23 protein-coding genes are annotated in these 24,870 nt (G+C 73.6%); 5 read left to right on the top strand and 18 right to left on the bottom strand.

Annotated elements, in window-relative coordinates; translation table 11 throughout:
• Positions 1 to 20: 20 nt before the first annotated feature.
• The 15 genes from IEY93_RS27195 to IEY93_RS27125 all read right to left on the bottom strand — a co-directional run bounded on the left by IEY93_RS27195 (position 21) and on the right by IEY93_RS27125 (position 15,839).
• A complete protein-coding gene (locus IEY93_RS27195) occupies positions 21 to 1,607 on the bottom strand; it encodes a flavin-containing monooxygenase (protein WP_189165971.1) in 1,587 nt (528 codons plus the stop codon).
• 21 nt (positions 1,608 to 1,628) lie between these two features.
• Complete coding sequence (locus tag IEY93_RS27190) at positions 1,629 to 2,816, bottom strand: radical SAM protein (RefSeq protein ID WP_189165970.1); 1,188 nt, start codon at positions 2,814 to 2,816, stop codon at positions 1,629 to 1,631.
• Positions 2,813 to 4,051 (bottom strand): glycosyltransferase family 2 protein, encoded by a 1,239-nt coding sequence (locus IEY93_RS27185; protein WP_189165969.1) that lies wholly within the window; start codon positions 4,049 to 4,051, stop codon positions 2,813 to 2,815. Before IEY93_RS27185 ends, IEY93_RS27190 begins: the two co-directional genes overlap by 4 nt.
• A gap of 195 nt (positions 4,052 to 4,246) precedes the next feature.
• The gene (locus tag IEY93_RS27180) at positions 4,247 to 5,509 is read right to left on the bottom strand and encodes a sulfate adenylyltransferase subunit 1 (protein WP_189165968.1); all 1,263 of its coding nucleotides are present in this window, start codon (positions 5,507 to 5,509) and stop codon (positions 4,247 to 4,249) included.
• 91 nt (positions 5,510 to 5,600) lie between these two features.
• A complete protein-coding gene (cysD, locus tag IEY93_RS27175) occupies positions 5,601 to 6,521 on the bottom strand; it encodes a sulfate adenylyltransferase subunit CysD (RefSeq protein WP_189165967.1) in 921 nt (306 codons plus the stop codon).
• Positions 6,518 to 7,300, bottom strand: a complete 783-nt coding sequence (locus tag IEY93_RS27170; RefSeq protein ID WP_189165966.1) for an SDR family NAD(P)-dependent oxidoreductase — start codon at positions 7,298 to 7,300, stop codon at positions 6,518 to 6,520. Before IEY93_RS27170 ends, cysD begins: the two co-directional genes overlap by 4 nt.
• Positions 7,285 to 8,256, bottom strand: coding sequence for a sulfotransferase (locus IEY93_RS27165; protein ID WP_189165965.1), 972 nt, complete (start codon positions 8,254 to 8,256; stop codon positions 7,285 to 7,287). The genes IEY93_RS27170 and IEY93_RS27165 overlap by 16 nt, the downstream gene beginning before the upstream one ends.
• A gap of 23 nt (positions 8,257 to 8,279) precedes the next feature.
• On the bottom strand, positions 8,280 to 9,176 hold the full coding sequence (locus tag IEY93_RS27160; RefSeq protein ID WP_189165964.1) for a family 3 encapsulin nanocompartment shell protein: 897 nt from the start codon (positions 9,174 to 9,176) through the stop codon (positions 8,280 to 8,282).
• 13 nt (positions 9,177 to 9,189) lie between these two features.
• Positions 9,190 to 10,188 (bottom strand): transketolase family protein, encoded by a 999-nt coding sequence (locus IEY93_RS27155; RefSeq protein WP_189165963.1) that lies wholly within the window; start codon positions 10,186 to 10,188, stop codon positions 9,190 to 9,192.
• Positions 10,185 to 10,958 carry a thiamine pyrophosphate-binding protein gene (locus IEY93_RS27150; RefSeq protein ID WP_189165962.1) on the bottom strand — a complete coding sequence of 258 codons (774 nt, stop codon included), beginning with the start codon at positions 10,956 to 10,958 and terminating at the stop codon, positions 10,185 to 10,187. Before IEY93_RS27150 ends, IEY93_RS27155 begins: the two co-directional genes overlap by 4 nt.
• The gene (locus tag IEY93_RS27145; RefSeq protein ID WP_189165961.1) at positions 10,955 to 12,904 is read right to left on the bottom strand and encodes a M20/M25/M40 family metallo-hydrolase; all 1,950 of its coding nucleotides are present in this window, start codon (positions 12,902 to 12,904) and stop codon (positions 10,955 to 10,957) included. The genes IEY93_RS27150 and IEY93_RS27145 overlap by 4 nt, the downstream gene beginning before the upstream one ends.
• Positions 12,895 to 13,923, bottom strand: a complete 1,029-nt coding sequence (gene argC / locus IEY93_RS27140) for an N-acetyl-gamma-glutamyl-phosphate reductase (protein WP_189165960.1) — start codon at positions 13,921 to 13,923, stop codon at positions 12,895 to 12,897. Before argC ends, IEY93_RS27145 begins: the two co-directional genes overlap by 10 nt.
• Complete coding sequence (locus IEY93_RS27135) at positions 13,920 to 14,828, bottom strand: ATP-grasp domain-containing protein (RefSeq protein WP_229691518.1); 909 nt, start codon at positions 14,826 to 14,828, stop codon at positions 13,920 to 13,922. The genes argC and IEY93_RS27135 overlap by 4 nt, the downstream gene beginning before the upstream one ends.
• The gene (locus tag IEY93_RS27130; RefSeq protein ID WP_189165959.1) at positions 14,821 to 15,006 is read right to left on the bottom strand and encodes a lysine biosynthesis protein LysW; all 186 of its coding nucleotides are present in this window, start codon (positions 15,004 to 15,006) and stop codon (positions 14,821 to 14,823) included. The genes IEY93_RS27135 and IEY93_RS27130 overlap by 8 nt, the downstream gene beginning before the upstream one ends.
• 146 nt (positions 15,007 to 15,152) lie before the next feature.
• On the bottom strand, positions 15,153 to 15,839 hold the full coding sequence (locus IEY93_RS27125) for a 2OG-Fe dioxygenase family protein (RefSeq protein WP_189165958.1): 687 nt from the start codon (positions 15,837 to 15,839) through the stop codon (positions 15,153 to 15,155).
• Between the two features lie 369 nt (positions 15,840 to 16,208).
• On the opposite strand from IEY93_RS27125, the gene IEY93_RS27120 reads away from it, so the two are divergent.
• The 4 genes from IEY93_RS27120 (at position 16,209) to IEY93_RS27105 (ending at position 20,851) form a co-directional block, all read left to right on the top strand.
• Positions 16,209 to 18,956 (top strand): AAA family ATPase, encoded by a 2,748-nt coding sequence (locus IEY93_RS27120; protein ID WP_189165957.1) that lies wholly within the window; start codon positions 16,209 to 16,211, stop codon positions 18,954 to 18,956.
• An 86-nt stretch (positions 18,957 to 19,042) separates the two neighbouring features.
• Entirely contained in the window at positions 19,043 to 19,264 is a 222-nt protein-coding gene (locus tag IEY93_RS27115; protein WP_189165956.1) for a hypothetical protein, read from the top strand.
• Between the two features lie 106 nt (positions 19,265 to 19,370).
• Positions 19,371 to 20,201 carry an NAD-dependent protein deacetylase gene (locus IEY93_RS27110; RefSeq protein ID WP_189165999.1) on the top strand — a complete coding sequence of 277 codons (831 nt, stop codon included), beginning with the start codon at positions 19,371 to 19,373 and terminating at the stop codon, positions 20,199 to 20,201.
• A gap of 236 nt (positions 20,202 to 20,437) precedes the next feature.
• A complete protein-coding gene (locus tag IEY93_RS27105) occupies positions 20,438 to 20,851 on the top strand; it encodes a hypothetical protein (RefSeq protein ID WP_189165955.1) in 414 nt (137 codons plus the stop codon).
• Positions 20,852 to 21,061: 210 nt separating this feature from the next.
• On the opposite strand, the gene rnhB is transcribed toward IEY93_RS27105, so the two are convergent.
• From rnhB to IEY93_RS27090, 3 genes are all read right to left on the bottom strand, one after another.
• Positions 21,062 to 21,835 carry a ribonuclease HII gene (gene rnhB, locus IEY93_RS27100; protein ID WP_189165954.1) on the bottom strand — a complete coding sequence of 258 codons (774 nt, stop codon included), beginning with the start codon at positions 21,833 to 21,835 and terminating at the stop codon, positions 21,062 to 21,064.
• 109 nt (positions 21,836 to 21,944) lie between these two features.
• Positions 21,945 to 22,565, bottom strand: a complete 621-nt coding sequence (locus IEY93_RS27095; protein WP_189165953.1) for an FMN reductase — start codon at positions 22,563 to 22,565, stop codon at positions 21,945 to 21,947.
• A 128-nt stretch (positions 22,566 to 22,693) separates the two neighbouring features.
• Complete coding sequence (locus IEY93_RS27090; RefSeq protein WP_189165998.1) at positions 22,694 to 23,821, bottom strand: LLM class flavin-dependent oxidoreductase; 1,128 nt, start codon at positions 23,819 to 23,821, stop codon at positions 22,694 to 22,696.
• 182 nt (positions 23,822 to 24,003) lie between these two features.
• On the opposite strand from IEY93_RS27090, the gene IEY93_RS38675 reads away from it, so the two are divergent.
• Positions 24,004 to 24,870: CHASE3 domain-containing protein (locus IEY93_RS38675; protein WP_229691517.1), on the top strand; the 867-nt coding region annotated here is incomplete at its 3' end.

The raw sequence follows: 24,870 nt of genomic DNA, 5'->3' as shown, positions 1-24,870 counted from the left end.
CGTCTCCTAGGGGGTGGGGGCTAGGCGGCGCCGGCCGGGACGCGCTGCGTGCCGGGCAGGGGCGGCGCCTGGCCGTCGTCGAGGCGCTGGCGGTAGGGCAGCCACGGGGGGATGCGCAGGGCCGGCGTCACCTGCCCCGCGGCCGCGTGGTCCGCGGCGTCGATCTGCCCGCCGGCCAGCAGCGCGTCCCGGGCCGGCTCGGGGAGCCAGGCCAGCAGCCGCCGCCGGAGCTCGGTGAGGTCGAACAGGTCGTCGCAGGGCGCGGGCAGGTCCTGCTGCGCGCCGGGCCGCAGGTTGGCCGGGACCACCAGACCGGACACCAGGCGCCAGTAGTCGGCGAACCGGGTGGCAGGGTCGGGCAGCGCGCCGCTTTCCAGGCCGATGCGGACGGTCTCCAGCCAGCAGTCGTAGTAGCGCCGGTCGTGCAGCGCGCCCAGGTGCCGCTCGCACCAGGCGGCCATCTCCTCCCGGCCGGGCAGCTCCGCCCGGCCCGACAGCACGGCCAGTCCCCATCCGGCGATGGCCTCGAAGTACGGGCAGGCCGTGCCGAACGCGTCGGTGTCCACCGGCGTGTTGACCACGACCAGGCTCGGATGGCGGTACCAGAAGAAGTGCTCGTACAGCTCCTGGCGGCGGAAGCCCTCGATGAACCCGTAGTCGGGCATCTCGTAGCCGAAGCACAGGATGACCACGTCGTATTGCTCGCGGCCGCCGTCGGCGAACTGCACCGCGCCGCTCGCGTCGAAGCGGTCGAACGCCGCCCGCGCCCGGACGTCGCCGCGGAACACGTGCGGGATGATCTTCTCGTTCACGTGCACGGCGCCGTGGAAGCCGGTCTCCGGCAGCAGCCCCGTGGCGCGGTACATGCTCATGTACTCCGGCAGCAGCCGCTCCAGCCACTCCAGGTAAGCGCCGAAGGGCATCTCCTCCAGGGCGACCCGGCCGATGTAGGAGAACAGCATGTCGTTGGCCAGGCCGCCGCAGTCGCGCGGCAGGAACAACTGCCTGCGGCGCACCGCCCAGTCGACCGACGCCGCCTCGCCGACCAGTTCGGAGGCGATGTCGGCCCCGCTCACCCCGCCCCCGGCGACCAGCACCCGCAGGCCGCGCAGGGCGCCCGGGTTCCGGTAGTCCTTGGCGGTCATCACCCGCACCCCCGGTGGCGCGGCGGCCGCGGCCGCCGGCACCCGGGGCCGCCACAGCTCGCCGTTGGCGACCATGACCGCGTCGAACCGGCCGGTGCCCGCCACGCCGCGGTGCGCGGCGGTGACCTGCCAGCCCTCGTCGTGGCGGGCCACCCGGGTCACCTCGTGCCCGAACCGGATGACCGGCGCCACACCGGACCTTGCGGCGTACTCGCGCAGGTAGGAATGCATCTCGGCGACCGTGAGGAACTCTCCTCCCCGCTCCGGCGCGTAGTCGGAGAACGGGAAGCCCGACCGCGAGGTCTGCATCCTGACGCCCTCGTAGGCGCCCATGGACGCCGGGTTCCAGATCCCGCCCACGTCGTCGTGCCGTTCGAAGACCTCGACGTCGTGTCCCGCCTCCAGTGCCTGCCGGGCACTGGTGAGGCCCGCGGGCCCCGCTCCGATCACCGCGATGCGCATGGTCCGTCCCGCCGCTAGGTGCTAGATGAAGGGGTCGAAGTCGTCGAGGAGTTCCACCGGGCGTTCCCGGCCCGGCACCGCGGCGATCTCCAGGTTGGTCTGGTGCCGGGCGCAGTGGAACTTGCAGTCCGTGCGGGGATCGACCACGGTGGTGTCGGCCTGGTGCCACAGTTCGGCGAACGACGAGTCGTTGATGTCACCGAGCCGGGCCTTGGGGTTGCCCCGGTGGTAGGGGCAGACGAACACGCCGTTCGGGGTGACCGTCGTGCGCAGCTCGGCCACGTGGCAGGTGGCGTAGTCCTTGGGCTGCACCGGGTCGAGGTCGCGGCGCACGGTCTCCCAGTTGGACGAGCCCAGCAGGTGGAACGTGCCGTCCTCCAGCTCGCGCAGCCGGGCGAGCTGCTCCTCCACCATGGCGACGTCGTCCGGCGTCTGGTTGACCGTGAAGTGGTCGTCGTCGAGCATCGCCTTCAGCTCGAAGTAGTCGCAGCCCAGGTCCTTGGCGAGCTTCCCCGCCGTGTACACCTCGTGGTAGTTGGTGTCCACCACGGCGCCGTCGGCGTCGCGGCGCTGCATCAGCAGGAAGGAGTACCCGAGGGCGCCGCGCTTGCGCTCGGCGAGCTGCCGGATGTTGTCGATGATGGTCGGGAAGACGCTGGTCTTGCGGCGGCTCGGCCGGAACTTGTCGTAGGTCTGCAGGGTGCCGGCGTCCATCGACACCCGCACCCAGGACACCATCTCGGCGATCTGGTCCATGTAGCGGCCGAGGAGGGTGCCGTTGGTGACCAGCCCGATCTGGATGCCGGCCTCGTGCAGGATGGTGATGATCGTGCCGATCGACCGGTGCATGAGGGGCTCGCCGCCGCCGATCAGGATCACCGCCTTGACGTTGGAGGCGGCCAGCTCGTGCGCCAGTTCCACGATGCGGTCGCGCGACAGGGCGCCCTTGTGCAGCACGCCCGAGCTGATGCACTCCGGGCAGGCCAGGTCGCACAGCGTGGTCGGGTCGAGGTCGACCACCAGCGGCGACGACAGCCGCCCTCCTTCGGCGACCCGCTCGACGCTCGGGTAGATCGACCGCTGGTAGATCTTCCCGGCCAGGTCGAGGTTGCGGTCGATCCGGTCGGTGCCGAGGGTGCGCGGCGCCCGGCCGGCCCCCTCGGGGGCCAGGCCGGCGGCGCCGGAGGGCAGGTCCTGGATGAGCGTCATGCCGCTTCCACCGTTTCTTTCGTCTGTTCGCCCGTGACGGGCGTGATCTCGTGGGCGAAGCGGTCGATGCGGCCGATCGGCTCCTCGGGCTTCCAGCTCAGCGGCGGGATGTGCGCGTTGACCAGCTCGCCGTCCTCGCGCAGCGCCGACGCCGGAGGGTGGCGCAGGTGCAGCAGCGGGTCGTCGTAGCTGTCGTAGGCGTTGGCGAAGTCGAAGCGGTAGTTGAAGTCGATGTCCTCGCCGCCCCAGCCCTCGTAGCGCTCGTCCATGCCGTCGATGCGGAAGAACGCGCTGGTGCGCACCCACAGCGAGCAGCCGGGCCCGCGGCGCAGGGTGTAGCCGCGCAGGTGGTCCAGGTCGGGCTGGGCGGCGCGGTCCCACAGCCGCTCCCTGATCGCCCGCTGGCTGGAGGGGGTGTCCAGGCAGAGCATGTTGCGGTAGGTCAGGTGGCCCATCGTGCCGGGGCGCTCGAACCGCTCGGCGTTGCGGCGGACGAAGTCCCGGTCGGCGAGCACGTCGGCGTCCAGGATGGAGACGACCTCCGAGCGGCCGGGGGAGTGCACCACGCCGACGTTGACCACCCACGACTTGTTGAACGTGCTCGCCTTGGGGGCGAACAGGTAGTTGTCGGCGTACGGCTCGATGACGTCGCGCCAGCGGGGGAAGGAGTCGGATTCCACGACGGTGACCTGGTAGCGGTCACGGGGTAAGGACTGGTCGCGCAGCGACTGTAAGCAGGCGAGCAGGTTGCGCAGGCGGGCGCCGCCGGTGTCGCGGTCGCGGAACGGCACCACGATCAGCACCTCCGGGTCGGCGCCGGGCGGCAGGCCCGGGCCCGGGGGCAGGGTGCGCAGGTCGTCGACGCTGACCAGGCCCTCCTTGGCGGTGTAGTGCGCGCCCACGTGGTGGCCGAGCCGGTTGTTGCACTCCGACTCCCAGGCCAGGTCGAAGATGCGGTCGGTGTCAGGCCCCTGCGCCTCCGGGGCCTTCAGCGCCTCGCGCAGGGCGGCGTACCGCTCTGGGTCGGCGGGGGCGTCGATCAGGGCGCGTCCGAGCTCTCTGATGGTGGGGTTCTCGGCGTCGCGCACCGCCTCCACCACCTTGCCGGTGTACGGGCGGGCGCACTCCCAGTAGTACAGGCCGGAGTGCGGGGCGTCGGGGTCGAGGGCCACCGCGATGGAGTCCACGACGGCGGTGGCGAGGGTATGGACGTCCGACGGTCGAAGGGTCGGCATCGGAGCTCCTTCCAGTGCTCTGGTGTCCGGGGGATCCAGGGGGTCCGTGGGAACTGGCTGACAGCGCTGGTTGACCAAGAAGAAGGTACGAAAGGCGGTGGTGCCGGAGCAATGGCCTGCGTTACCCACTTGGCGCCGCGCACTACTCAATTCCGCGCGGCGCCGAGTGGGGGCGGGCCCTTCGAGGCGCCGCCGTCAGTCGATGCCGCCGGAGCCGGTGATCATGCCGGCGCCGACGGTGGCGTTGGTCGCCTCGTCGATGAGGATGACGCCGCCGGTCAGGCGGTTGCGCGAGTAGGTGTCGCAGAACAGCGGCTGGGTGACGCGCAGGCTCACCCGGCCGATCTCGTTGCGCCGCAGCTGGCTCGCGTCCTGGTCGCGGTGCAGCGTGTGCACGTCCAGCCGGTAGTGCAGGTCGCGCACCAGCGCCCGCGCGGTGCGGGTGGTGTGCTTGACCGCCAGGGTGGTGCGCGGGTGCAGGGGCCGGTCGCCCATCCAGCACACCATCAGGTCCACGTCCTGGGTGATCTGCGGCGCGTTGCGCGGGCGGCAGAGCATGTCGCCGCGGGAGATGTCGATGTCGTCGGCCAGCCGCAGCGTGACCGACATCGGCGGGAACGCCTCGGCCACCGGCCCGTCGATGGTGTCGATGCCGGTCACCCGGGTGGTCAGCCCCGAGGGCAGGTGCAGCACCTCGTCGCCGGGCCGCAGCGTCCCGCCGGCGAGCTGGCCGGCGTACCCGCGGTAGTCGTGGTAGGCCCCGCCCGAGCGCGGCCTGATGACGTACTGCACCGGGAAGCGCAGGTCGACCAGGTTGCGGTCGGAGGCGATGTGCACGGTCTCCAGCAGGTGCAGCAGCGAGCCGCCCTCGTACCAGGGCATCTCGTGCGAGCGCTCCACCACGTTGTCGCCGTTCAGCGCCGAGATGGGCACGAACGTCACGTCGGAGGCGGTCAGCTTGGCGGCGAAGGCCGTGAACTCCTCCCGGATGCGTTCGAAGACCTCGCGGCTGTAGCCGACCAGGTCCATCTTGTTCACGCAGACCACGATGTGCGGCACGCCGAGCAGGCTGAGCAGCACGGCGTGCCTGCGGCTCTGCTCCAGCACGCCCTTGGTGGCGTCGACCAGGACGATGGCCAGGTCGGCGGTGGAGGCGCCGGTCACCATGTTGCGGGTGTACTGCAGGTGGCCGGGGGTGTCGGCGATGATGAACTTGCGCTTGGGCGTGGCGAAGTAGCGGTAGGCCACGTCGATGGTGATGCCCTGCTCGCGTTCGGCGCGCAGGCCGTCGGTGAGCAGTGCCAGGTCGATGCGGTCGTTGCCGCGGGCCGTGCTGGCCCGTTCGACCGCGTCGAGCTGGTCCTCGAAGATCGATTTGGAGTCGTACAGCAGGCGGCCGACGAGGGTGCTCTTGCCGTCGTCGACCGAGCCGGCCGTAGCGAACCGGAGGATGTCCATGTGAGCTCGATTCGCCGGGGTCGGAAACCAACGGTGGTCGGGGCCGGTCCCGGTGCGCCGGGCCGGCGGCGGCCGGCCCGGCGCACCGGGGTCAGAAGTAGCCTTCGCGCTTGCGGTCCTCCATCGCCGCCTCGCTGGCCCGGTCGTCGGCACGGGTCGCCCCGCGCTCGGTGGTCCGGGCGACCGCGATCTCCTTGATGATCGACTCCACGTCGGTGGCCGCCGAGGAGACCGCTCCGGTGCAGGTCATGTCGCCCACCGTCCGGAAGCGCACCGTCGTCTCGTACACCGGCTCGTCCGGGCCGGGCGCGAGGTGCGGGTTCTCGGCGAGCAGCATGCCGTCGCGGTCGAACACCCGCCTGGTGTGGGCGAAGTAGATGGAGGGGACCTCCAGGCCTTCCCGGGCGATGTACTGCCACACGTCCAGCTCGGTCCAGTTGGACAGCGGGAAGACCCGGATGTGCTCACCCTTGCGGATGCGCGTGTTGAACAGGTTCCACAGCTCGGGGCGCTGGTTCTTGGGGTCCCACTGCCCGAACTCGTCGCGGAAGGAGAGCATGCGCTCCTTGGCCCGCGCCTTGTCCTCGTCCCGGCGGGCGCCGCCGAACATCGCGTCGAAGCGGTGCTCGGCGATGGTGTCCAGCAGGGTGGTGGTCTGCAGCCGGTTGCGGGTCGGCCACCGGCCCCCCTGCTCGGCGACCCGGCCGGCGTCGATGGACGCCTGCACCGAGCCGACGACCAGCCGCATCCCGAGCTCGGCGACCCGCCGGTCGCGGAAGTCGAGCACCTCGGGGAAGTTGTGGCCGGTGTCCACGTGCACCGCGGGGAAGGGGATCGGCGCCGGCCAGAACGCCTTCTCGGCCAGGCGGAGCAGGACGATGGAGTCCTTGCCGCCGGAGAACAGCAGGGCGGGGCGCTCGAACTCGGCGGCCACCTCGCGGAAGACGTGAATCGCCTCCGACTCCAGCGCGTCGAGCTGCCCGAGCTGGTAGTCCACCATGGCCGGGCTCATCCCAGCCCCCTGGTGTTGCCGCCGTCGGCCACCAGCACCGTCCCGGTGACGAACCGCGCCTGCTCACTGGCGAGGAACGCCGCCAGCGCGCCGAAGTCCTCCGGGTCGCCGACCGTGCCGAGCGGGATCTCCGCGGTGATCTCCTTGAGCGCGGTCTCCTTGTCGTGGGCCAGGCGCGCTTCCAGGAACGTCTCGAACGCGGGCGTGCGGTGGCAGCCGGGCGCCAGCACGTTCACCGTGACGCCGCTCGGGCCGAGCGCGTGCACCAGGCCCTTGGCGAAGCCGAGCAGGCCGACCCGCGCGGTCGCCGACAGGGCGGTGCCCGGCAGCGGCTGCCGCACGGCCTCCGAGGTGATCATCAGGATGCGGCCCCAGCCGGCGGCCCGCAGGTGGGGGAGCGCCGCCAGGGACATCGCCACGTGCGGCAGCATCGAGGAGTCCATCGCCTCGCGGTACTGGCCCGGGGTGAAGGCGTCGGCCTTGCCGTGCGGCACGCCGCCGGCGTTGGTCACCACCACGTGCAGGGCACCGAACTCCGCGGCGGTGCGCTCGACCCACGCCTGCACGGCGTCGTCGTCGCGCATGTCCACCGGGGTGCTCAGCACCCGCCCCGGCCCGGCGGCGTCCACCTCGGCGTGCGCGGCGGCCAGCCGCCCGGGGTCGCGGGCGGCGATGGACACATGGGCCCCCTCGGCGGCCAGGGCCCGGGCCACGCCCAGGCCGAGGCCGCTGCTCGCCGCGGCGACCATGGCGACCCGCCCGGTCAGTCCGAGGTCCATCGCAGGCTCTCCTTTCCGATCGGGGTGGGGCGGCCGGCCGCCCGCACCGGGTAGCCGTACCGGGCCAGCAGGGGGAACGCGAGCGCGGTCGCGGTCAGCGTGTGCCGGGACGGCAGCTCGGTGCGCCACCGCTCGTCCGGCCGGATGGTCACCGCGCCGTGGGTCAGCCGGTCGGGGTTGCCGGTGACCGTGTGGTTGGGCCCCAGCAGCACGGTGCCGCCGGCGGCCACCGGCGACGGGTCGTCCAGCCCGGCGAACTCCATCACCTGCCCGATCACCTCGGCCGGGCGGCGGGCCAGGTCCTCGTGGCGCACCCGCAGGTAGCGTCCGCCCGCGGCGGCGCCGACCCGTTCGGAGGCGAGGTTGAAGGCCGTCCAGTAGGCCGTGCTGGCGGCCGGGCTCATCGGGTCGATGTACTGCTTGCTGCGGTGGTAGGACAGGGCGGTGGCGCGCGGGTCGCGCACCACGTGCAGCACCCGCACGTCCAGGTCGTCCCGTCCGAGCAGCGCGGCGGCCTCGGCCGGGTACTTCGACCCGTCGACCACCAGCCGCTCGCCGCCCCGGGCGGCCAGTTCCCGGTACAGCCCCGCCATCCGGTCCAGCACGGCGGTCACCGGGGCGGGGGCGGCCCCGCCCGGCCGGAGTTCGGCCAGGCGGGCCCGCGTGTGCCGGGTGCGCAGCAGGCGTCGCTGGGCGGCCGTCATGCGGCGCGCCAGCGCGGTGAGGTCGTCCTCGCCCGTGGAGGCGAGGACCGCCGACCACAGGGAGCAGGCGCGAACCTGCTCCCCGCAGCCGCAGACCGAGTTCGTACCCGCCCGCAGCACCCCGTTCTGCCACAAGTAGTGCAGCTCGCCGGCGTGCACGACGCCGGGAAGCTCGTTGAGCACGTTGCCGACCAGGGTGCTGCCGCTGCGCAGCCAGCCGGTGATGTACAGGACTCTCGGTCGGTCGGTCATCGCGTGTGAACCTCCGGTCGGCGTCAGGGACGGGACAGCAGCAGGAAGTGCTGCGGCAGGTGCACGGCCAGGCCGACCCGGGCGTGCGCCCTGACCACGTCCTCGCCCTCGGGCCCGGCGCCCCTGCGCAGCGTGAGCGAGGAGACGCCGGGGTCGAGCAGGGTGACCGCGGCGCGGAAGTCGCCGAGCAGCGCCTGGCCGCGCGGCATCATCCGGGTGCGGGCCACCTTGATGCCGACCTCGGTCAGCTTGCTCAGGGTGCCGTCGTGCACCAGCCGCCAGTACAGGGCCGGGTGGGCGACGATCCCGTCGCAAGAGCCGCCGGTGTCCTCCACCCGGGCGGCGGCCGAGGTCAGTGCCTCGCACACGTCGTCACCGAACGGCCCGGTGCGCACCTCGGGCAGGTTGAGCAGGCCGGGGATGGTGCCGTCGGCCGTGCCGTGCAGCAGCGACTCGTTCTCCACCACGCCCAGGCGGACCAGGACGCGGTAGTCCACGAACGCGGCCAGCAGGGCCGGCTCGTCGAGCAGCCCCTTGGGCACCGGGACGTCGATCGCCAGGTCGGTCAGCTCGGCGTGCTGGACGCTCGGCCCGAACGCCGACTCCGGAGTGCTGTCGTAGGAGTTGCCGGGCACGTCCCGGCCCGGGTGCGGCGCCTCGCGGACGAAGGCCGTGGGCCGGTCGTTGACGCTGGCCACCTTCAGCAGGTGGCGGACGGTGTAGCGGGGCCGGGTGGCGAACAGCGGGAACGCCGCCGGCAGGTATCCGTTGATCGGGACGACGACGTCGGCGCCGTCGTGGTCGCGCGACACCGCCCAGGCGAACTCCTCGCCGGGGCTGCGCCGGGTGAGCGCCGGGTCGGCCAGGGTCTGCCGGGTCACTTCGATGGCGGTCGCGCTCTTGTGTGCGGTGATGGTCATGTCGCTCCCTGCGTCAGGTGGTGGTGGACGGGTGCAGGGCTCCGGGGCTCGCCTTGCTGGATACGGGGGTTGCACGGCCGGCGCGGGGGCCCGCGAGGCCGATCACGGTGGGCGCGTGCGCGCTCGCCGCGTCGAGCACGGCCGCGACGGTGAGGCCGAGCGCGGCGAGGACGTCGTCGTGGCCGCCGCCCTCCGACGGCCACGACGGCCCGGCGTTGACGCCGAGCACCTCATGGCGGGGAAGCATCAGCGCCAGCGTGGAGGCGACGCCTCCGGCGGCGCGGTGCTCCTCCACGACGACGATCCGCCGTGCCGAGCCGGCCAGCTCGGCCGCGGCCGTCGCCAGGCTCTCGGCGTCCACCCAGCACAGGTGGGCGTGCGAGAGCTCGGGCCGCTGCTCGGTCGCAGCGGCGCACAGGGCCGCCGGCTTCTCGCCGACCGACACCAGGCAGGTCGGCCCCGCGGGCCCGTGGACCCAGCCGACCTCGCCCCGGCCGGCCGGCGGGAACGGCGCGTCGAACGGCTCGTTGCGCGCGAGCCGTACGTAACAGGGGCGGTCGTCGGCCGCGGCCGTCCGGATGACCGCGCGGGTCTCCTCCTCCCCGCACGGCACGGCGATGCGCACCCCGGGCAGGCTCTGCGCCACGGCCAGGTCCTCGAGGCTGTGGTGCGTGGGCCCGAACCAGCCGCCGGACACCCCGCCGTACGGGCAGACCAGCACGACGGGGGCGCCCTGGTAGCCGAGCCCGAGCTTGACGCTCTCGGCGGCCCGCCAGGTGCCGAAGGCGGCGAAGGTGCTCAGGAACGGGCGCAGCCCGGCCGAGGCCAGCCCGACCGCCATGTCCACCGCCGCCGCCTCGGCGATCCCGAGGTTCAGGAACCGGCCGGGGTGACGCTCGGCGAACGGGTGGGACGGGCCGCCGAGGTCGGCCTCCAGGCAGATGATGCGCGGGTCGCCGTCCGCGAGCGCGGTCAGCTCGGCCTTGTACGCCTCGCGTCCGCACAGGCTCATCGGAGCACCGCCTTCCACTGCCGGGCGCGCGCCGGGCTGATCTTGACGTAGTGCGAGCCGGTCTTGCCCTCGGTGGCGGGCACGCCCTTGCCCTTGACCGTGGACGCGAGCACCGCCTTGGGCCGGTCCTCGGGGGGCAGCAGCGCGCAGAGCTTCTCGATGTCGTGGCCGTCGGCCTCGAACACCTCGAACCCGAAGGCGGCCAGCCGGGCGGGAAGGTCGGTCAGCGGCGAGATGTCGGCGACGTAGCCGTCGTTCTGGCCGCCGTTGACGTCCACCACGACGGTGAGGCCGCCGATGCGCTTGGCCTGGACGATCTGGAGGGTCTCCCAGACCAGGCCCTCCTGCAGCTCGCCGTCGCCGACCACCGCGATGGCGCCGCCGGGTTCGCCGAGCAGGCGCCGTGACAGCGCCCAGCCGGCCGCGTACGCCAGCCCGTGGCCGAGGCTGCCGGTGGGGAAGCGCACCCCGGGCACCTTGGGGGAGGGGTGCCCGGTGTACGGAGCGCCCGCCCGGCCGTACAGCGGCGCGGGGTCGTCCTCGATCACGCCCATGTGGTGCAGGACCGCGTACAGCCCGGCGGCGGCGTGGCCCTTGCTCAGCACGACCTCCACGCCCGGCCTGGCCTGCGCCACCGAGTGGGCGGCGACCAGGATGTCCAGCACCGACAGGCTGCCGCCCAGGTGGCAGCCGGTGGGGCTCGCCGCCATGTCCACCACGGACCCGCGGGCGCGCAGGGCGCGCTCGCGGGCCAGGTCGAACTCGTTCATCTCCCCTCTCCCGTCCTCACGGCGCCCGCCCCGGCCGGCACGGCCGTCGCGGACGCGGCGCCGCCGCCCAGCCAGCGCCGCACCGCGTCGGCGAGCACGGTGGTGGCCAGCCGGTACTCGGCCGCGTCCAGGCGCTCGTCCGGTGTGTGGTCCAGCGAGGCGTCCCCCGGCCCGTAGGCGACCATGGGCACGCCCTGCCAGGTGGTGGCGAGGGTGTTCATGTCGCTGCTGCCCTTCTTGGCCAGCAGCCGGGGGGAGGCGCCGGTGGCGGCCCGCAGGGCCCGGGTGAACGCCTTGACCAGCGCGCTGGTGCGCGGTGTGGCCACGGCCGGGGTCGCCAGCAGCACCTCGGCCCGCACCGGGTCGGGGGCGCTCCGGCGCACCGCCTCGATGATGTCCTGCGGGCTCGTTCCGGGCGGGACCCGCACGTCGAGGACCGCCTCGGCCGTCTGGGTGCCGCCCTGGCTGCCGCCACGCAGCCCGAGCACGTTGAACAGCGTGTCGGCGCCCAGGTAGGCGACCTCGGCCTCGGCGGCGATGACGGCGTCGGCGATGCGGCTCGCGGCGGTCCGCGCCGCCTTGCCCGCGGTGTGCGCGGTCGTCTGGGCGACGCTCAGCCGCACCTTGCACACCCCGTGGTAGCCGATGGTCAGGGCGGCGGCCCCGCTCGGCTCGCCGACGATCACCGCGTCCGCCGGGTAGTGGTCGCGGGCGTAGAACGCTCCGGCCGCGGTGCGTTCCTCCTCGACGGTCCCGATGACGCGCACGGTGGCGTCCTCGGGCACGTCCAGGGCGGCCAGGGTGGCCAGGAACGCGGCCAGGCCGCCCTTGGCGTCCACGCAGCCGCGGCCGGTGATCGTCTCGCCGTCCCAGCGGACCGGCCACAGGTGCGGAACGGTGTCCATGTGGCCGACCATGAGCAGCCGCCGGGGGCCGCCGCCGCGGGTGGCCACCAGGTTGCCGGCCGGGTCGATCTCGGCGTCCACGCCGTTGGCCTGGCACCAGTCCACCAGGTACTCGGCCAGCTCCCGCTCGTCGCCGGACACCGAGGACAGCTCGACCATGTTGGCCAGCAGTCCGAGGTCGGCGGCCGGGGCCGGGGCCCGCCAGAAGCGGGTCCCCCGGCGGGCGTCGAGGGTGTGCGGGCCGGTGATGGCGATGTCGGGCGTGCCCGCCAGCGCCAGCTCGGCCGCGCGCACCTTCTGCTTCATCCGGCCGCCGGCGTAGGCCATGCCCTCCCCGGCGGTGGCGTGCGGGAGGGTGCTGGCCGGGTCGGACGGGTCGGTGAGCAGACCCGCCGTCCCGGTCACCAGGCGCAGGTGGGACGCGCCGAGCGCCAGGGCCGCCTCGGCGGCCAGCACGTCGGCGTCGACGTTGAGCGCCGACCCGCCGTCGGTGGCGGCCACCGGCGGCGAGACGCAGACCACGTCGAAGGCCTCCAGCAGCTCGGTCAGCCGGGCGGCGTCCACCCGGGCGACGGTGCCCGCGCGGTGGTCGCGCACGAACCGCTGCCGGTCGCCGTCCAGCGCCCTGATCGGCCCGTTCGGCGTGGCGGAGACCAGCTCCTCGACGCGGCCGGTGGTGGCGAACACCGACAGGCCGCGCCGGCCGAGCTCCTCACGCACCCTGGGCAGGGTGATCTGCTCGTAGGCGTCGATGATGTGGGTCATCTCCTCCGGCGGGCAGTAGCGCACCTCGTCGCCGCCGCGCAGCACCAGCGTCCTGATCGGCCTGCCGATGAGGGCGTAGTGCAGCTTGATGTCGGCGGCGCCGCCGGTGACGACCAGCAGCCGGACGCCACGCCCGGCCAGCTCGGCCAGCTCGTCGAACACCTCGGTGTGCCGCAGCGTCGCGCTGCCCAGTTTGACCACGTACAGCGCCCGGTGCGGGCTGGTCGCCTTGAGGGCGGCCGGGTCGTACCCGGTCTCCCGCGTCGTCACGGCCATGGTCCCACCTCCGGGAGTCCGAGGGTCTCCTCCAGGCCGAAGACCCGGTTCATGGCCTGGACCGCCTGGCCGGCCCCACCCTTGATCAGGTTGTCCAGGGCGCACACCGCCACGCAGCGCGAGCCCTCCACCGACACCCCGACCTCGGCGGTGTTGGAGCCGACCACGGTCTTGAGCATGGGCAGCGCCACGGGGGAGCGCCCGTTGCTCATCCGTACGAACGGCGCGTCCGCGTACGCCCTGGCGTAGGCCCGGCGCACCTCGGCCGTGCCGGCGCCCTCGCGCAGCCAGGTGTAGGCGGTGGCGAACACCCCGCGCACGACCGGCAGGCTGAACGCCGAGAACTGCAGCTCGGGCGCGGTCCCGGTCCAGGTGGCCAGTGCCTGCCTGATCTCGGGGCCGTGCCGGTGCCCGTGCAGCTTGTGCACCCGCACGTTGCCCGCGCGCAGCGAGGGGTTCTCCGTGGTGGTGTTGCCGCCGCCACTGGAGCCGGTCTTGGCGTCGACCACCGCCCGCGGCTCGGCCAGCCCGTCCCGGAACAGCGGGTAGAGGGCGTACAGGCCGGCCGAGGCCATGCAGCCGGGCAGGTTGACCACCGGCTCGCTCGGCTTCTCGCCGAACTCCGGCACGTAGTAGGGAATGTCCTGCCGCCAGCCGCCCACCGACCCGGGGTAGTACTGGGCGATCTCCTCCGGGTCGCGCAGCCGGTAGTCGCCCGCCACGTTCAGCACCAGGTCGGCCTGGCCGCTGACGTCGTCGAGCACCTTGGGCAGCACGCCGTTGGGCAGGCAGGAGATGGCCACGTCCACCTTCGACAGCTCGTCGAGGGAGCGCAGCCGCCGCCCGGCCGCCCGCGAGTTGCGCAGCCCGGACACCACCTGCCCGAGCGGCTTGCCCGCGTGCTGCTGGGAGGACATGAAGGCCACCTCGGCCTGCGGGTGGGCGCTCAGCAGCCGGATCACCTCGGCGCCGATGAAGCCGCTGGCCCCGAGCACCGCGACCTTGATCCGGTCGGTCATGCCGCCTTCTCCTCTCGCTCCGCCGGCCCGCCGTCCACGTCCTGCCCGTCGAGGACCGACCGGACGTAGCGGGCCAGCAGGCCGGGGATGTCCACGCCGTGGATCCCGGCCGACCGGGCGAACTCGGGGTTGGTGTTGACCTCCAGCACGAACAGCTCGCCGGTCGTCGAGGACTCGGCCAGGTCGATGCCGTAGAAACCCGGCCCGAACAGGGCGACGACCCGCTCGGCCAGCTCCACCGCCCGCGGCGACAGCGCGACCGGCTGGACCGTGCCGCCGAGGTGGGTGTTGGTCCGCAGGTTGTCGCTCACCTGCCGGTAGGCGACGACCGCGCGGTCGCCGATGACGATCACCCGCTCGTTGTAGCCGGGCTTGTCGACGTACTGCTGGACCACGACGGGGAAGGAGCGCTCGCCCGGGTCCAGGGCCTCCCATCCGCCGCGCCAGGCGGCGAACTCGCTCTCCCCTGTGACGCGTACGATGCCCCGGCCCCACGACCCGCTGACCGGTTTGACCACGGCGTCGCCGCCGAGGGCCGCCACCTGCTCGCCCACCTGCTCGGTGGAGAAGGCGATGAGGGTGCGCGGGTGGGAGACGCCGGCCCTGGCGAAGGCCAGGGCCTGCAGTTCCTTGGACAGGCACAGCCGGACGGCGTGCGGGTTGTTGAGGGTGGGGATGCCGGCCTGCTCGAAGCGGCCGGACATCCCCGCCAGCTCACGGTGGGAGATGTTGCGCAGAACGACCAGCCGGGGGGCCAGTGCCCGGTCGTTGAGGAACGTGGCGGCGTGCCGTGGGGTCACGGAGTGGGCGGTCAGACCGGCCGCGCGGAACGCCTCGAGAAGCGCGCGCTCCTCCGGCCGCATGATCGTGACCGAGACGAGCACGTCCGCGGGGGCGTCACTCACCCCAGTCCTCCTCGACCTCCGGCGCCAGGTCCAGACGGACGACGGGCGCGATGTCCAGGACTTCGTGCTCCTGGCCGCAGCCGCGGCAGGCCAGGATGTCGCCCAGCTCGGCGTCGGACGGCACTGGGATGTCCGTCTCGCACTGCAGGCAGGCGGGGGCGGCCGTGATGTTTGCCATGAATACTCCTCGATGGTGGGTTGCGGATCGGGTGACGAAAGGTGTTCGGCCCCGCGCGGGCCCGGGAGGGGCCTCCACGGCCTGCGAACGGAGGCCGAGGCCGGCCCGGCTGATCCACTGACCGTTCGCCGCGTGACGGCGGCGGGTCAGCCGCCGGGGGTCACGCGGTCGAAGTCGATGATCATCATGTCCCGGACGGCGACGCCGCCGTCGGCGGGCCTGATCGGGCTGACCTCGTGCTCCATCGTGCGGTCGTCGACGATGAGCGTCTCCATCGGCTCCAGCAGCGTGTGCTCCAGCGCCGGGCGGTCGCCGCCCTTGCGGTAGACGCGGCTGAGGCCGCCGAGGCAGTGCCGCCGGTTGATCAGGTGCATGATCACGTAGTCGTGCCCGTCGGTGTGCCGCCCCTCGGGAGCCGGCGCGGAGGCCGCGTCCCCGCTCGCCAGGATGCGGATCATGTGCACGGTGACCAGCCAGGTCGGCCGGTCGCCCTCCAGGCGCCTGACCACGTGCAGGTCGCTCTCCACGGCCGCGCGGAACACGAGGTTGTCGTAGGCGGCGTCGGTGATCGGCGGGAAGGTGCGCTTCTGTCCCCCGTACACCGAGTTGATCTCGCTGCTCTGGAAGAACGCCCCGTGCGGCGCCCGCTCCAAGGTCACGCCCGCGTCCTGACCGCCCCGGGCCAGCAGGTGGCCGATGCGGCGGTGCCGGGTGGTGCCGTGGCTCTTCTGCACGTACTCGTCGCGTGGGAGGTCGTCCCAGAACTTCGCGAACTCCTCCCATTCGACGTTCTCCGAAATGGGAAGCCGGCCGTGGCTCCAGCCTTTCTCCACTACCTCCGCCGGCTGCGGGCCTGAGATTTTCGTTATACGCATTGAGCCGCTTTCTCGAGAAGGTTTCCCTGATCGTTGTGAGGAGGCGGTCCGATCGGAAGGCCTGCGCCCTGCGACCAAGGTAGGTCGCGGATAATCCCGGGTTAATGGCTCGCGCTGCTCTGTTGGCCGGGCTCGGGTACTCAACGGGCACGGCCCGGTTACTCACCCGCTTTCCCCCCGTCAGGCCGCCGGTCGACCCGCCGTGAGCGGTTGAGGGAACGCGCATGACGAATTCACATCGGCCCGGTGACCGGCGCACTGGTGCCTGCTCGCGGCGGCAAAAGACAATGATCCCGATACGCGAACCGACGGCACCGGAGAGGCGAAATGACGCTAGAAGTCCCCGTCGCGCCGGAACAGGTCGGCCCGGTCGCGAGCACCGGACGATCCCCGCTGTACGTCCCCCGGTCATGGATCGCCATGGCCGAGCTCGGACAGATATTCGTCGGCCGGCGGGCCGAACTCGACCGCATCCACGCCGCGATGCGCCACCCGGAGTCCTCCGGCGTGGCCCTCATCGGCGACGACGGCACCGGCAAGAGCCGCCTGCTCACCGAAGTGGTCCGGCGGGCCGAACAGGACCGCTTCACGGTCGTGCGGACCTGCGCCTGCCAGGCCACCGTCACCGTCCCCTTCGGCGCCTTCGCGCAGTACCTGCCCGCGGCGCTCATGGACACCGCCTTCAACGGCAACGCGCTGCGCATGGCCGCCGACGCGCTGATCGGCCAGGCCGGAGGGCGCGACCTGCTGCTCGTCATCGACGACGCCCACCTGCTCGACGAGGCGTCGGTCGCCCTGGCGTTCCAGATGGCCCGCCGCCGCGAGGCCTTCGTGCTGGCCGCCACCCGCAGCGGCGACGGCATCCCCGACCCGATAGCCGAGCTGTGCACCAGCGGCCTGGCCGAGTGGATCGAGGTGCGCCCCTTCACCCGCGAGGAGGTCGGCGAGCTGCTGGAGAGCACCCTCGGCGGCCCGGCCGAGGGCGTGCTGGTCCAGCACTGCTGGGAGGCCACCGGCGGCAACGCCTTCCTGCTGCGCGAACTGGTCACCGCGATGCTGGAGACCGGGTCGCTCACCCTCGCCGAAGGCGTCTGGCGCGGTGGTGAGGAGACGCCGGTGACCTCCCGCCTGGCGGGCCTGGTCGACAAACGGCTCGCCGATCTCACCCCCGAGTGCCGCCGCGCCCTGGAACTGCTGGCGTTCGGCGAGGCCATTGGCCCCGAGGTGCTGGCCGCCCTGGTCTCCCGCGCCGCGGTCGAGACCGCCGAGGCCCGGGGCATCGTCACGGTCGAGCGGCACCCCGAAGGCGACCGGGCCCGCCTGGTCTACCCCCTGTACGGGGACGTGCTGCGCGCCCGCGTCCCCCGGCTGCGGGCCCGGCGGTGCAGGGAGGAACTGGCCGACGCCGTCGAGGCCGCCGCCACCGGGCCCGGCGACCTGCTCAGGATCGCCGCCTGGCGCCTGGAGAACGGCGTCCAGCCGCCCGCCGGCGCCGTCGCCGCCGCGCTGCGGGACGCCTGGTCCTGCCTGGACCTGCCGCTCAGCCGGCAGCTCGCGAGCTGTGCCGTCGCCGCGGGCAAGGGCGCCGAGGTCGCCGAGCCGCTGGGATACGGGCTGATGTTCGCCGGCCGCCCCGGCGACGCCGAGGCGCGGCTGGCGGCCCTTCCACGACCCGTGAGCGAGCACGGCCAGGCACGCCTTGCCGGTGTGCGGGCATTCACCCTCGCCTTCGGGCTCGACAGCGTGCCGGAGGCGAGCCTGCTGCTGCGCTCGACCCTGGGCGACCTCACCGAGGAGGAACCGCGCGCCGAGCTGCACGCCCTGCGGGCTCTGCTCCACGTGTTCGCCGGACGCTGCCACGCCGGCGTGGTGCTCGCCGAACGCGTCATCGCGACGTCGCCCGCCGGGTCGCGCGGCCGCTGCGTCGCCGAGGTCGCCCGCGGGGTCGCGCTGGCCTTCCTGCGCCGCCCCGAAGAGAGCTTCCAGGCGCTCGCCCAGGCCCGCGAGCTGAGCCTGCCCTGGCAGGGAGAGCTGCCCTGGCTGGAGATCTTCATCGAGCTGGGGCGGGTGCACGCCTGCCTGCTCACCGGCTGCTTCCTGCAGGCCCAGGCGCACGCCGCCGAAGGGTACGACCGGGCCGTGGCGCGGCGGTTCCCCTTCGCCATCGCCTGGTTCTGCCTGCTGCGCGCCCTGGTCGCCCGGGCCCGTGGCCAGGTGCGCGAGGAACTGCACCGCTGCCGCGAGGGCATCGCCATCGCCCGCGAGCACGGCAACCGCGGCCTGCTGGCCGTCCTGCTCGCCCAGCTCGCCCAGGGCCTGGCGCTGGCCGGGGACCTCAAGGCCGCCCGCCGGGCGCTGGCCGAGGCCGACGGCCTGGACCAGCGGTCGCTGTGGCTGCTGCAGCCGTGGATCGAACTGGCCCGCTCGTGGGTCGCCGCCGCCGGCGACTCACCCGAGGCGCCCGCGATCGCCGAGAAGGGCGCGGCGCTGGCCCGGGAGTTCGGCGCCGTCGGCATGGAGGCCCTCGCCCTGCACGACGTGGCCCGGATGGGCGCCCCCCAGCACGTGCTCGGCCGGCTCCGCGAGCTGGCCGGGCAGGCGGGCGAGGGCGCCGTGCCGCTGTACGCGGCGCACGTGGCCGCCGCGGCGGCCGGGGACGGCGACGGACTGGCCGCCTCCTCGGCCGATCTCGAACGGCTCGGTAGCCCGCTGCTCGCCGCGGAGGCCGCGGCGGAGCAGGCGAACTGCCACCGCGCCGCTGGAGACCTGGCCGCCGCCTCGGCCGCCGCGGCTCGCGCGCTCCGCCTGGCCGAGTCCAGCGGCGCGTGGACGCCCGCCCTGTGCGCGCTGGAGCGCCCGCGGCTCACCCGCCGCGAGCACCAGATCGCCGAGCTGGCCGCCAAGGGCATGTCCAGCAAGGAGATCAGCGCCCACTTCGTGCTGTCGGTGCGCACCGTCGAGAACCACCTGCAGCGCGCCTACCGCAAGCTCGGCATCGGCGACCGGTCCGAGCTCGGCGCACTCCTCGGCCTCTTCCGGCCCGCGCCCGGCGACGAGCGGCCCGGGGCGCGCTGACCCCGCAAAGACGCCGCCGACGCGGTGAAGCTCAGCGACGCCGCGAAGCCGGTCGATTCCCCCGAAGCCGAGAAACGAGGTGTGCGATGAACTCCGGCATGCAGTCCTACGTCGAGTGGATGGTACGCGCCCGCTGGGGCCAGGTCCCGAGTGGCTCCCAGCTCGCGCCGGCGGCCGCCGGCGAGCGGTCCGCCCGGGAGCCACGGCCCGGCGCCGGACGCCGCTCCGGCGCCGGTATTCCGTTGCTGACCCGTCTGCGCCGCCACCTGCGGCCCCACCGGCCCGTGCCCCCGGGCGGCCTCTCCTGACGGATCCTCTACCGCCGCCCCCGGCCGGTGAGGCGGCCGGGGGCGCGACGGTTCCCACGCCGGCGCGGGCGTAGGGCACCATGGAAGGGTGAACGACGGCGCCGACATGCTGGCGGAGATCCTGGCGGGGGGCGAGGTGGTGGTCCTCAGCGGGGCCGGCCTGTCCACCGAGTCGGGCATCCCCGATTACCGCGGGCCGAGCGGCGCCCGCAGGCGGCACACCCCGATGACCTACCAGACCTTCACCGGCGACCCGGCCGCCCGGCGCCGCTACTGGGCCCGCAGCCATGCCGGATGGCACGCCATGGCCAGGGCCAGGCCGAACACCGGTCACCACGCCGTGGCCCGCCTCCAGCACGCCGGTCTGCTGGCCGGCGTGGTCACGCAGAACGTGGACGGCCTGCACCAGGCGGGCGGCGCACGGGACGTCATCGAGTTGCACGGCAGCCTGCACCGCGTCACCTGCCTCGACTGCGGCGACGCAACCTCCCGGGAAGACCTCGACCGCCGCCTACGGCAGGCCAACCCGCGGTTCGGCGCCCTGGTCACCGCGGTCAACCCCGACGGCGACGTCGAGCTGCCCGATGAGGAGATCGAGGCGTTCCGCACCGTGACCTGCCGGGCCTGCGGCGGCGGCATGCTCAAGCCCGATGTCGTCTTCTTCGGCGAGACCGTCCCCGCCGACCGCGTCGCCGCCTGCTTCGCGCTGGTCGAACGCGCCCGGCTGCTGCTGGTGCTCGGCTCGTCCCTCACCGTGATGTCCGGCCGCCGGTTCGTGCTGCGGGCCGCCAAACTCGGCATCCCGGTGGCGATCGTCAACCAGGGGCCGACGCGCGGCGACGACTACGCCGACCTCACCGTCGACGCACCCCTCGGCGCCGTCCTCACCCGCACCGCCGACCTCCTGCCCCCCTCGGCCGCCCTCACCGCCCGCTGACCGGCGTGCGCGCCACCGGCGCCGCCGTGGCGGCGACGTCCCACGCCGCCGCGTCCGGGCCCGCGTCGTCGGTCCACCGCCTCGTGGACTCCCCACTATTGGGCACGCTCGGTCAAGGGGTCGGCACGCAGCGTCAATGACAGGGGCCCGCCCGGGCGACAGGATGGATCGCGTACCGCCCGGAACCACCGGGCCGGCGGGCCTGCGGCCCGCACGCGATCCAACCGGAGGGTCTCATGCTTACGAAGCGTTTCACAGCGGTCATCCTGGGCGCGACCCTGCTGGGAACGGTGGCGGCGTCCACGCCGAGCGCCCTGGCCTGGGCCGGCCCGGGCGGTGCCAAGACCGCGTGGCTGGGCCCGACCAGTGCCCAGGCCGCGTGGCTGGGCCCGACCAGTGCCGAGGCAGCGTGGCCGGGGGCGACGGTTGCCGAGGCCGCGTGGTCAGGGCCGACGGTTGCCAAGGCGGCGTGGCTGGGGCCGACGGTCGGCAAGGCCGCCTGGCTGGGGCCGACGGTGGCCGGGACTGCGTGGCTGGGCCCGACCAGTGCCCAGGCAGCGTGGCCGGGGGCGACGGTTGCGGGGGCTGCGTGGCTGGGGCCGACCGTTGCCAAGGCGGCGTGGCCCGGGGCGACCTTGGTGGCGGCCTGACCTGATCCCGGTACGACCGGACGCTCGCGCGACCCGATGGACGATGCGAGCGGCGGCGGCCGAGGCCCTCCCGGCGGTGGACAGGACGGGCGATCTCGCCCCCGATGCGAACCGGCGGGCGACGCCCTGTCCCGTGTCGTCCCGGGGTCCCGTGTCGTACCCGGGCCGCGTGGGCGGGGGTGGCGTGCCGGCCCGGCTCACGGGTGGTGCTCACATCAGGGTGAGCTGGCCGGAGGCGGCGAGGGGGTCGCGGTGCTTCTTCAGGTGCCGCCAGCGGGGCAGATCGTCCATGAACGACCACGAGAGCCGGTGGTACGGCGTCGGGCCGTGCTCGGCGAGCGCGCTCTGGTGGGCGGGGGAGGGGTAGCCGGCGTTGCCCGCGAAGTCGTAGGCCGGGTGGCCGGGGTGCAACTCGGCCATCAGCCGGTCGCGGTGCACCTTGGCCAGCACCGAGGCCGCCGCCACGCTGACCGACCGCTGGTCGGCCTTGACCTCGCAGCGCACCCGCCACGGCCGGCCGAGGAAGTCGTGCTTGCCGTCCAGGATGACGACATCGGGTCGCCGGGGCAGCGCGGAGAGAGCGCGGGACGTCGCACGGCGCAGCGCCTCGGTCATGCCGAACTCGTCGATCTCCTCCGGCCCGGCCGCGCCGATGGCATGGGCCGACAGCCACCCGGGCAGGGCCTCGGCGAACGCCTCGCGGTGCGCCGGGGCCAGCAGCTTGGAGTCGGTGAGCCGCACCGGCGCGCCCCCGCGGCGGCCCGGCAGCTCGGGAGGAGGGCTCAGCGTCGTGACGGCGGCGCAGACCACGACCGGCCCCGCCCAGGCGCCCCGCCCGACCTCGTCCACTCCGGCGATGGCCTGCGCACCGGCGGCGCGCAGTTCCTCTTCGATCAGGTAGTCCGCCGCCCGGCGCGGGCCGGGGTCGCGGCGGCCGGCGGCGGTGGCCGAGGCGCGGTCCCGCGGTGCGGATGGCGTTCGCATCGCCCAATCATGGCATCGACCGGCGCCACCCGGACCGCGTCAGGTCCGGCGGGCCGGGCTCCACCGGCGACCGCGCGGATCGGACGCGAGTCCCCGCGTCCGCGGGCGATCAGGGGCGCAGGGCGGCGAGTTGCTGTTCGAAGGGGATGACCTCCTCCTCGGCGGGCGGCGCGCCCGCAGGGCGGCCCGCCATCAGGCCGGCCAGCTCGCCCGCGGCGCGGCCGATGCGCTCGGCCAGACCGCCGGTGCGCGCGTCCCCGGTGGATCCCCAGTCCTCGGCGGCGGCGTACACGGCCGTCGGCACGACAATCGCGCGCAGGTAGGCGAACAGCGGGCGCATGGCGTGCTCCAGGGCGAGGGAGTGCCGGGCCGTGCCGCCGGTCGCCGCGATCAGCACCGGCTTTCCGGTCAGCGCGTCGTTGTCCACGACGTCGACGAACGACTTGAACAGGCCGCTGTAGGAGGCCGTGAAGATCGGCGTGACCGCGATGAGGCCGTCGGCCTCGGTGACCGCTCGCAGTGCGTCGGCCAGCGCGGGGGAGGGGAACCCGGTGACGAGGTTGTTGGCGATGTCGACCGCGAGGTCGCGCAGCTCGATGACCCGCACCTCCACCGGCCGCCCGGGCTCCAGGTGGTCGCGCGTGGCCTGGGTGAGCCGGTCGGCGAGCAGCCGGGTGGAGGAGGGCAGGCTGAGGCCGGCGGAGATGGCGACGAGCTTCAACGGGGTCAAGTGATCCTCCTGGTGATCACGCGGGTTGCGGGGGGTGGTGGGGGCGCCGGGACCGCGGGGCGGTCCCGGCGCCGGGGGTCGGGGGCCGTGGGGGCCCGTCGCCGCGGCGACGGGCGGTACGGCGCCGCTCAGGAGGCCGGGCCGGTGGGGACGGGCGTCTCGTTCTCGCCGGCGAGAGCGGCGGCGTCCCTGCGGGCGACCAGGGCCGCGTGGGTGGGACCGTCCGGCACCTGGCTCGGCCTGAGCGCGGCGAACTCCTTGCGCAGGACGGGGACGACCTCCTCGCCGAGGATGTCGAGCTGCTCCAGCACAGTCTTCAGCGGCAGGCCGGCGTGGTCCATCAGGAAGAGCTGGCGCTGGTAGTCGCCGAAGGACTCGCGGAAGGTCAGCGTCTTGTCGATGACCTCCTGCGGGCTGCCCACCGTGAGCGGAGTCTGCTCGGTGAACTCCTCCAGCGACGGGCCGTGGCCGTACACCGGGGCGTTGTCGAAGTAGGGGCGGAACTCACGCACCGCGTCCTGGGAGTTCTTGCGCATGAACACCTGGCCGCCCAGGCCGACCATGGCCTGCTCCGGGGTGCCGTGCCCGTAGTGGGCGTAGCGCTGCCGGTACAGCGCGATCAGCCGCATGAAGTGCTCTTTGGGCCAGAAGATGTTGTTGGCGAAGAACCCGTCGCCGTAGTAGGCCGCCTGCTCGGCGATCTCGGGGCTGCGGATCGAGCCGTGCCAGACGAACGGCGGGACGCCGTCCAGCGGGCGCGGGGTGGAGGTGAAGCCCTGCAGCGGGGTGCGGAAGCGGCCCTCCCAGTCGACGACGTCCTCGCGCCAGAGCCGGTGCAGCAGCGCGTAGTTCTCGATCGCGAGCGGGATGCCGTTGCGGATGTCCTGGCCGAACCAGGGGTACACCGGTCCGGTGTTGCCGCGCCCGAGCATCAGGTCGACGCGCCCGCCGGCCAGGTGCTGGAGCATCGCGAAGTCCTCGGCGATCTTCACCGGGTCGTTGGTGGTGATCAGCGTGGTGGCGGTGGACAGGATCAGCTTCTCGGTGCGGGCGGCGATGTAGCCGAGCATCGTGGTCGGCGACGAGGGGACGAAGGGCGGGTTGTGGTGCTCGCCGGTCGCGAACACGTCAAGGCCCACCTCTTCGGCCTTCAGGGCGATGGCCACGATCGCCTTGATCCGCTCGTGCTCGGTCGGCGTCCTGCCCGTCGTCGGGTCGGTGGTGACGTCGCCCACACTGAAGATCCCGAACTGCATCTCCCTCATCACCTTCATGTTGTTGAAATTTCAATCACCTAAGCGTCGCCACTCTATCGCGTTATTCCCGGCGCAGGTGAGCGCGTCCTCGTGGGGGTGGCGGGGCGGCCGTCCCGGGCACGCCGTGGGAAAGCTACGATTCCTGTCATGCCGCTGCTCGCCGAGGTCGTGCCGGGCGCCCGATGAGAACACGCTGGAGCGCCCAGGCGTGGTTCGCCCTGGTCCTGGTCGTCATGGTCGTCGTCCTGCTGCTGTCGACGCTGGCGGCCGTCATGGTCCTGCGTCACACGACCGAGGTCTCCAACCGGCTGTCCGATGTGATCTCCCCCGCGCGCATCCAGGCCGAGCGCGTGCGCAGCGCCCTGGTCGACCAGGAGACCGGCGTGCGCGGCTACCTGCTCACCGGTCAGGAGGACTTCCTCAGGCCGTACGTCTCCGGGCAGGCGGCCGAGCGGGCGGCCGCCCAGGAGGTCCGCCGGCTCGCCCCCGGCACCCCGCCGCTCCGCGAGCTGGGCGAGGTCGAGCGGCTCAGCGCCCAGTGGCGCGCACAGTACGCCGAGCCGCAGATCGCCGTCGTCCGGCGCAAGGGCCCCGACACCGTCCCGGCCTCCGCCACCGAGGCGAGCCGGCGCGCCTTCGACGGCCTGCGCGCCGCGCTGGACGCCCAGGACGCCGCCTGGCAGTCGATGCGCGACGACTCCCGCGCCGACCTGGCGTCGGCCAGAACCCTGAGGAACGTCAGCCTCCTCGGCCTCGTCGCGTTCTTCCTGCTCACCATCATCGCGCTGGCCGTGCTGCTGCGGCTGGTCGTGTTCCGGCCGCTGGAACGGCTGCGCACCGCCTCACGCCGGGTCACCGCCGGCGACTTCAACCACCACATCGACACCGGAGGCCCGGCCGACGTCGAGGAGCTGGCCGCCGACATCGAGGCGATGCGCCGGCGCATCGTGACCGAGCTGGAGGAGACCCGCCAGTCCCGTGAGCTGCTGGCCCGGCAGGCCGAGGAGCTGCGCCGCTCCAACGGCGAGCTGGAGCAGTTCGCCTACGTT

This window comes from Sphaerisporangium melleum, from assembly GCF_014646695.1.
Classification (GTDB): domain Bacteria; phylum Actinomycetota; class Actinomycetes; order Streptosporangiales; family Streptosporangiaceae; genus Sphaerisporangium; species Sphaerisporangium melleum.
This window is presented reverse-complemented; position numbering and strand designations above follow the sequence as displayed.

Bases quoted from the DNA above. Each gene is read 5' to 3' on its own strand.
- IEY93_RS27195 (WP_189165971.1), bottom strand. From the start codon at position 1,607: ATGCGCATCGCGGTGATCGGAGCGGGGCCCGCGGGCCTCACCAGTGCC.
- IEY93_RS27190 (WP_189165970.1), bottom strand. From the start codon at position 2,816: ATGACGCTCATCCAGGACCTGCCCTCCGGCGCCGCCGGCCTGGCCCCC.
- IEY93_RS27185 (WP_189165969.1), bottom strand. From the start codon at position 4,051: ATGCCGACCCTTCGACCGTCGGACGTCCATACCCTCGCCACCGCCGTC.
- IEY93_RS27180 (WP_189165968.1), bottom strand. From the start codon at position 5,509: ATGGACATCCTCCGGTTCGCTACGGCCGGCTCGGTCGACGACGGCAAG.
- cysD (WP_189165967.1), bottom strand. From the start codon at position 6,521: ATGAGCCCGGCCATGGTGGACTACCAGCTCGGGCAGCTCGACGCGCTG.
- IEY93_RS27170 (WP_189165966.1), bottom strand. From the start codon at position 7,300: ATGGACCTCGGACTGACCGGGCGGGTCGCCATGGTCGCCGCGGCGAGC.
- IEY93_RS27165 (WP_189165965.1), bottom strand. From the start codon at position 8,256: ATGACCGACCGACCGAGAGTCCTGTACATCACCGGCTGGCTGCGCAGC.
- IEY93_RS27160 (WP_189165964.1), bottom strand. From the start codon at position 9,176: ATGACCATCACCGCACACAAGAGCGCGACCGCCATCGAAGTGACCCGG.
- IEY93_RS27155 (WP_189165963.1), bottom strand. From the start codon at position 10,188: ATGAGCCTGTGCGGACGCGAGGCGTACAAGGCCGAGCTGACCGCGCTC.
- IEY93_RS27150 (WP_189165962.1), bottom strand. From the start codon at position 10,958: ATGAACGAGTTCGACCTGGCCCGCGAGCGCGCCCTGCGCGCCCGCGGG.
- IEY93_RS27145 (WP_189165961.1), bottom strand. From the start codon at position 12,904: ATGGCCGTGACGACGCGGGAGACCGGGTACGACCCGGCCGCCCTCAAG.
- argC (WP_189165960.1), bottom strand. From the start codon at position 13,923: ATGACCGACCGGATCAAGGTCGCGGTGCTCGGGGCCAGCGGCTTCATC.
- IEY93_RS27130 (WP_189165959.1), bottom strand. From the start codon at position 15,006: ATGGCAAACATCACGGCCGCCCCCGCCTGCCTGCAGTGCGAGACGGAC.
- IEY93_RS27120 (WP_189165957.1), top strand. From the start codon at position 16,209: ATGACGCTAGAAGTCCCCGTCGCGCCGGAACAGGTCGGCCCGGTCGCG.
- IEY93_RS27115 (WP_189165956.1), top strand. From the start codon at position 19,043: ATGAACTCCGGCATGCAGTCCTACGTCGAGTGGATGGTACGCGCCCGC.
- IEY93_RS27110 (WP_189165999.1), top strand. From the start codon at position 19,371: ATGCTGGCGGAGATCCTGGCGGGGGGCGAGGTGGTGGTCCTCAGCGGG.
- IEY93_RS27105 (WP_189165955.1), top strand. From the start codon at position 20,438: ATGCTTACGAAGCGTTTCACAGCGGTCATCCTGGGCGCGACCCTGCTG.
- rnhB (WP_189165954.1), bottom strand. From the start codon at position 21,835: ATGCGAACGCCATCCGCACCGCGGGACCGCGCCTCGGCCACCGCCGCC.
- IEY93_RS27090 (WP_189165998.1), bottom strand. From the start codon at position 23,821: ATGCAGTTCGGGATCTTCAGTGTGGGCGACGTCACCACCGACCCGACG.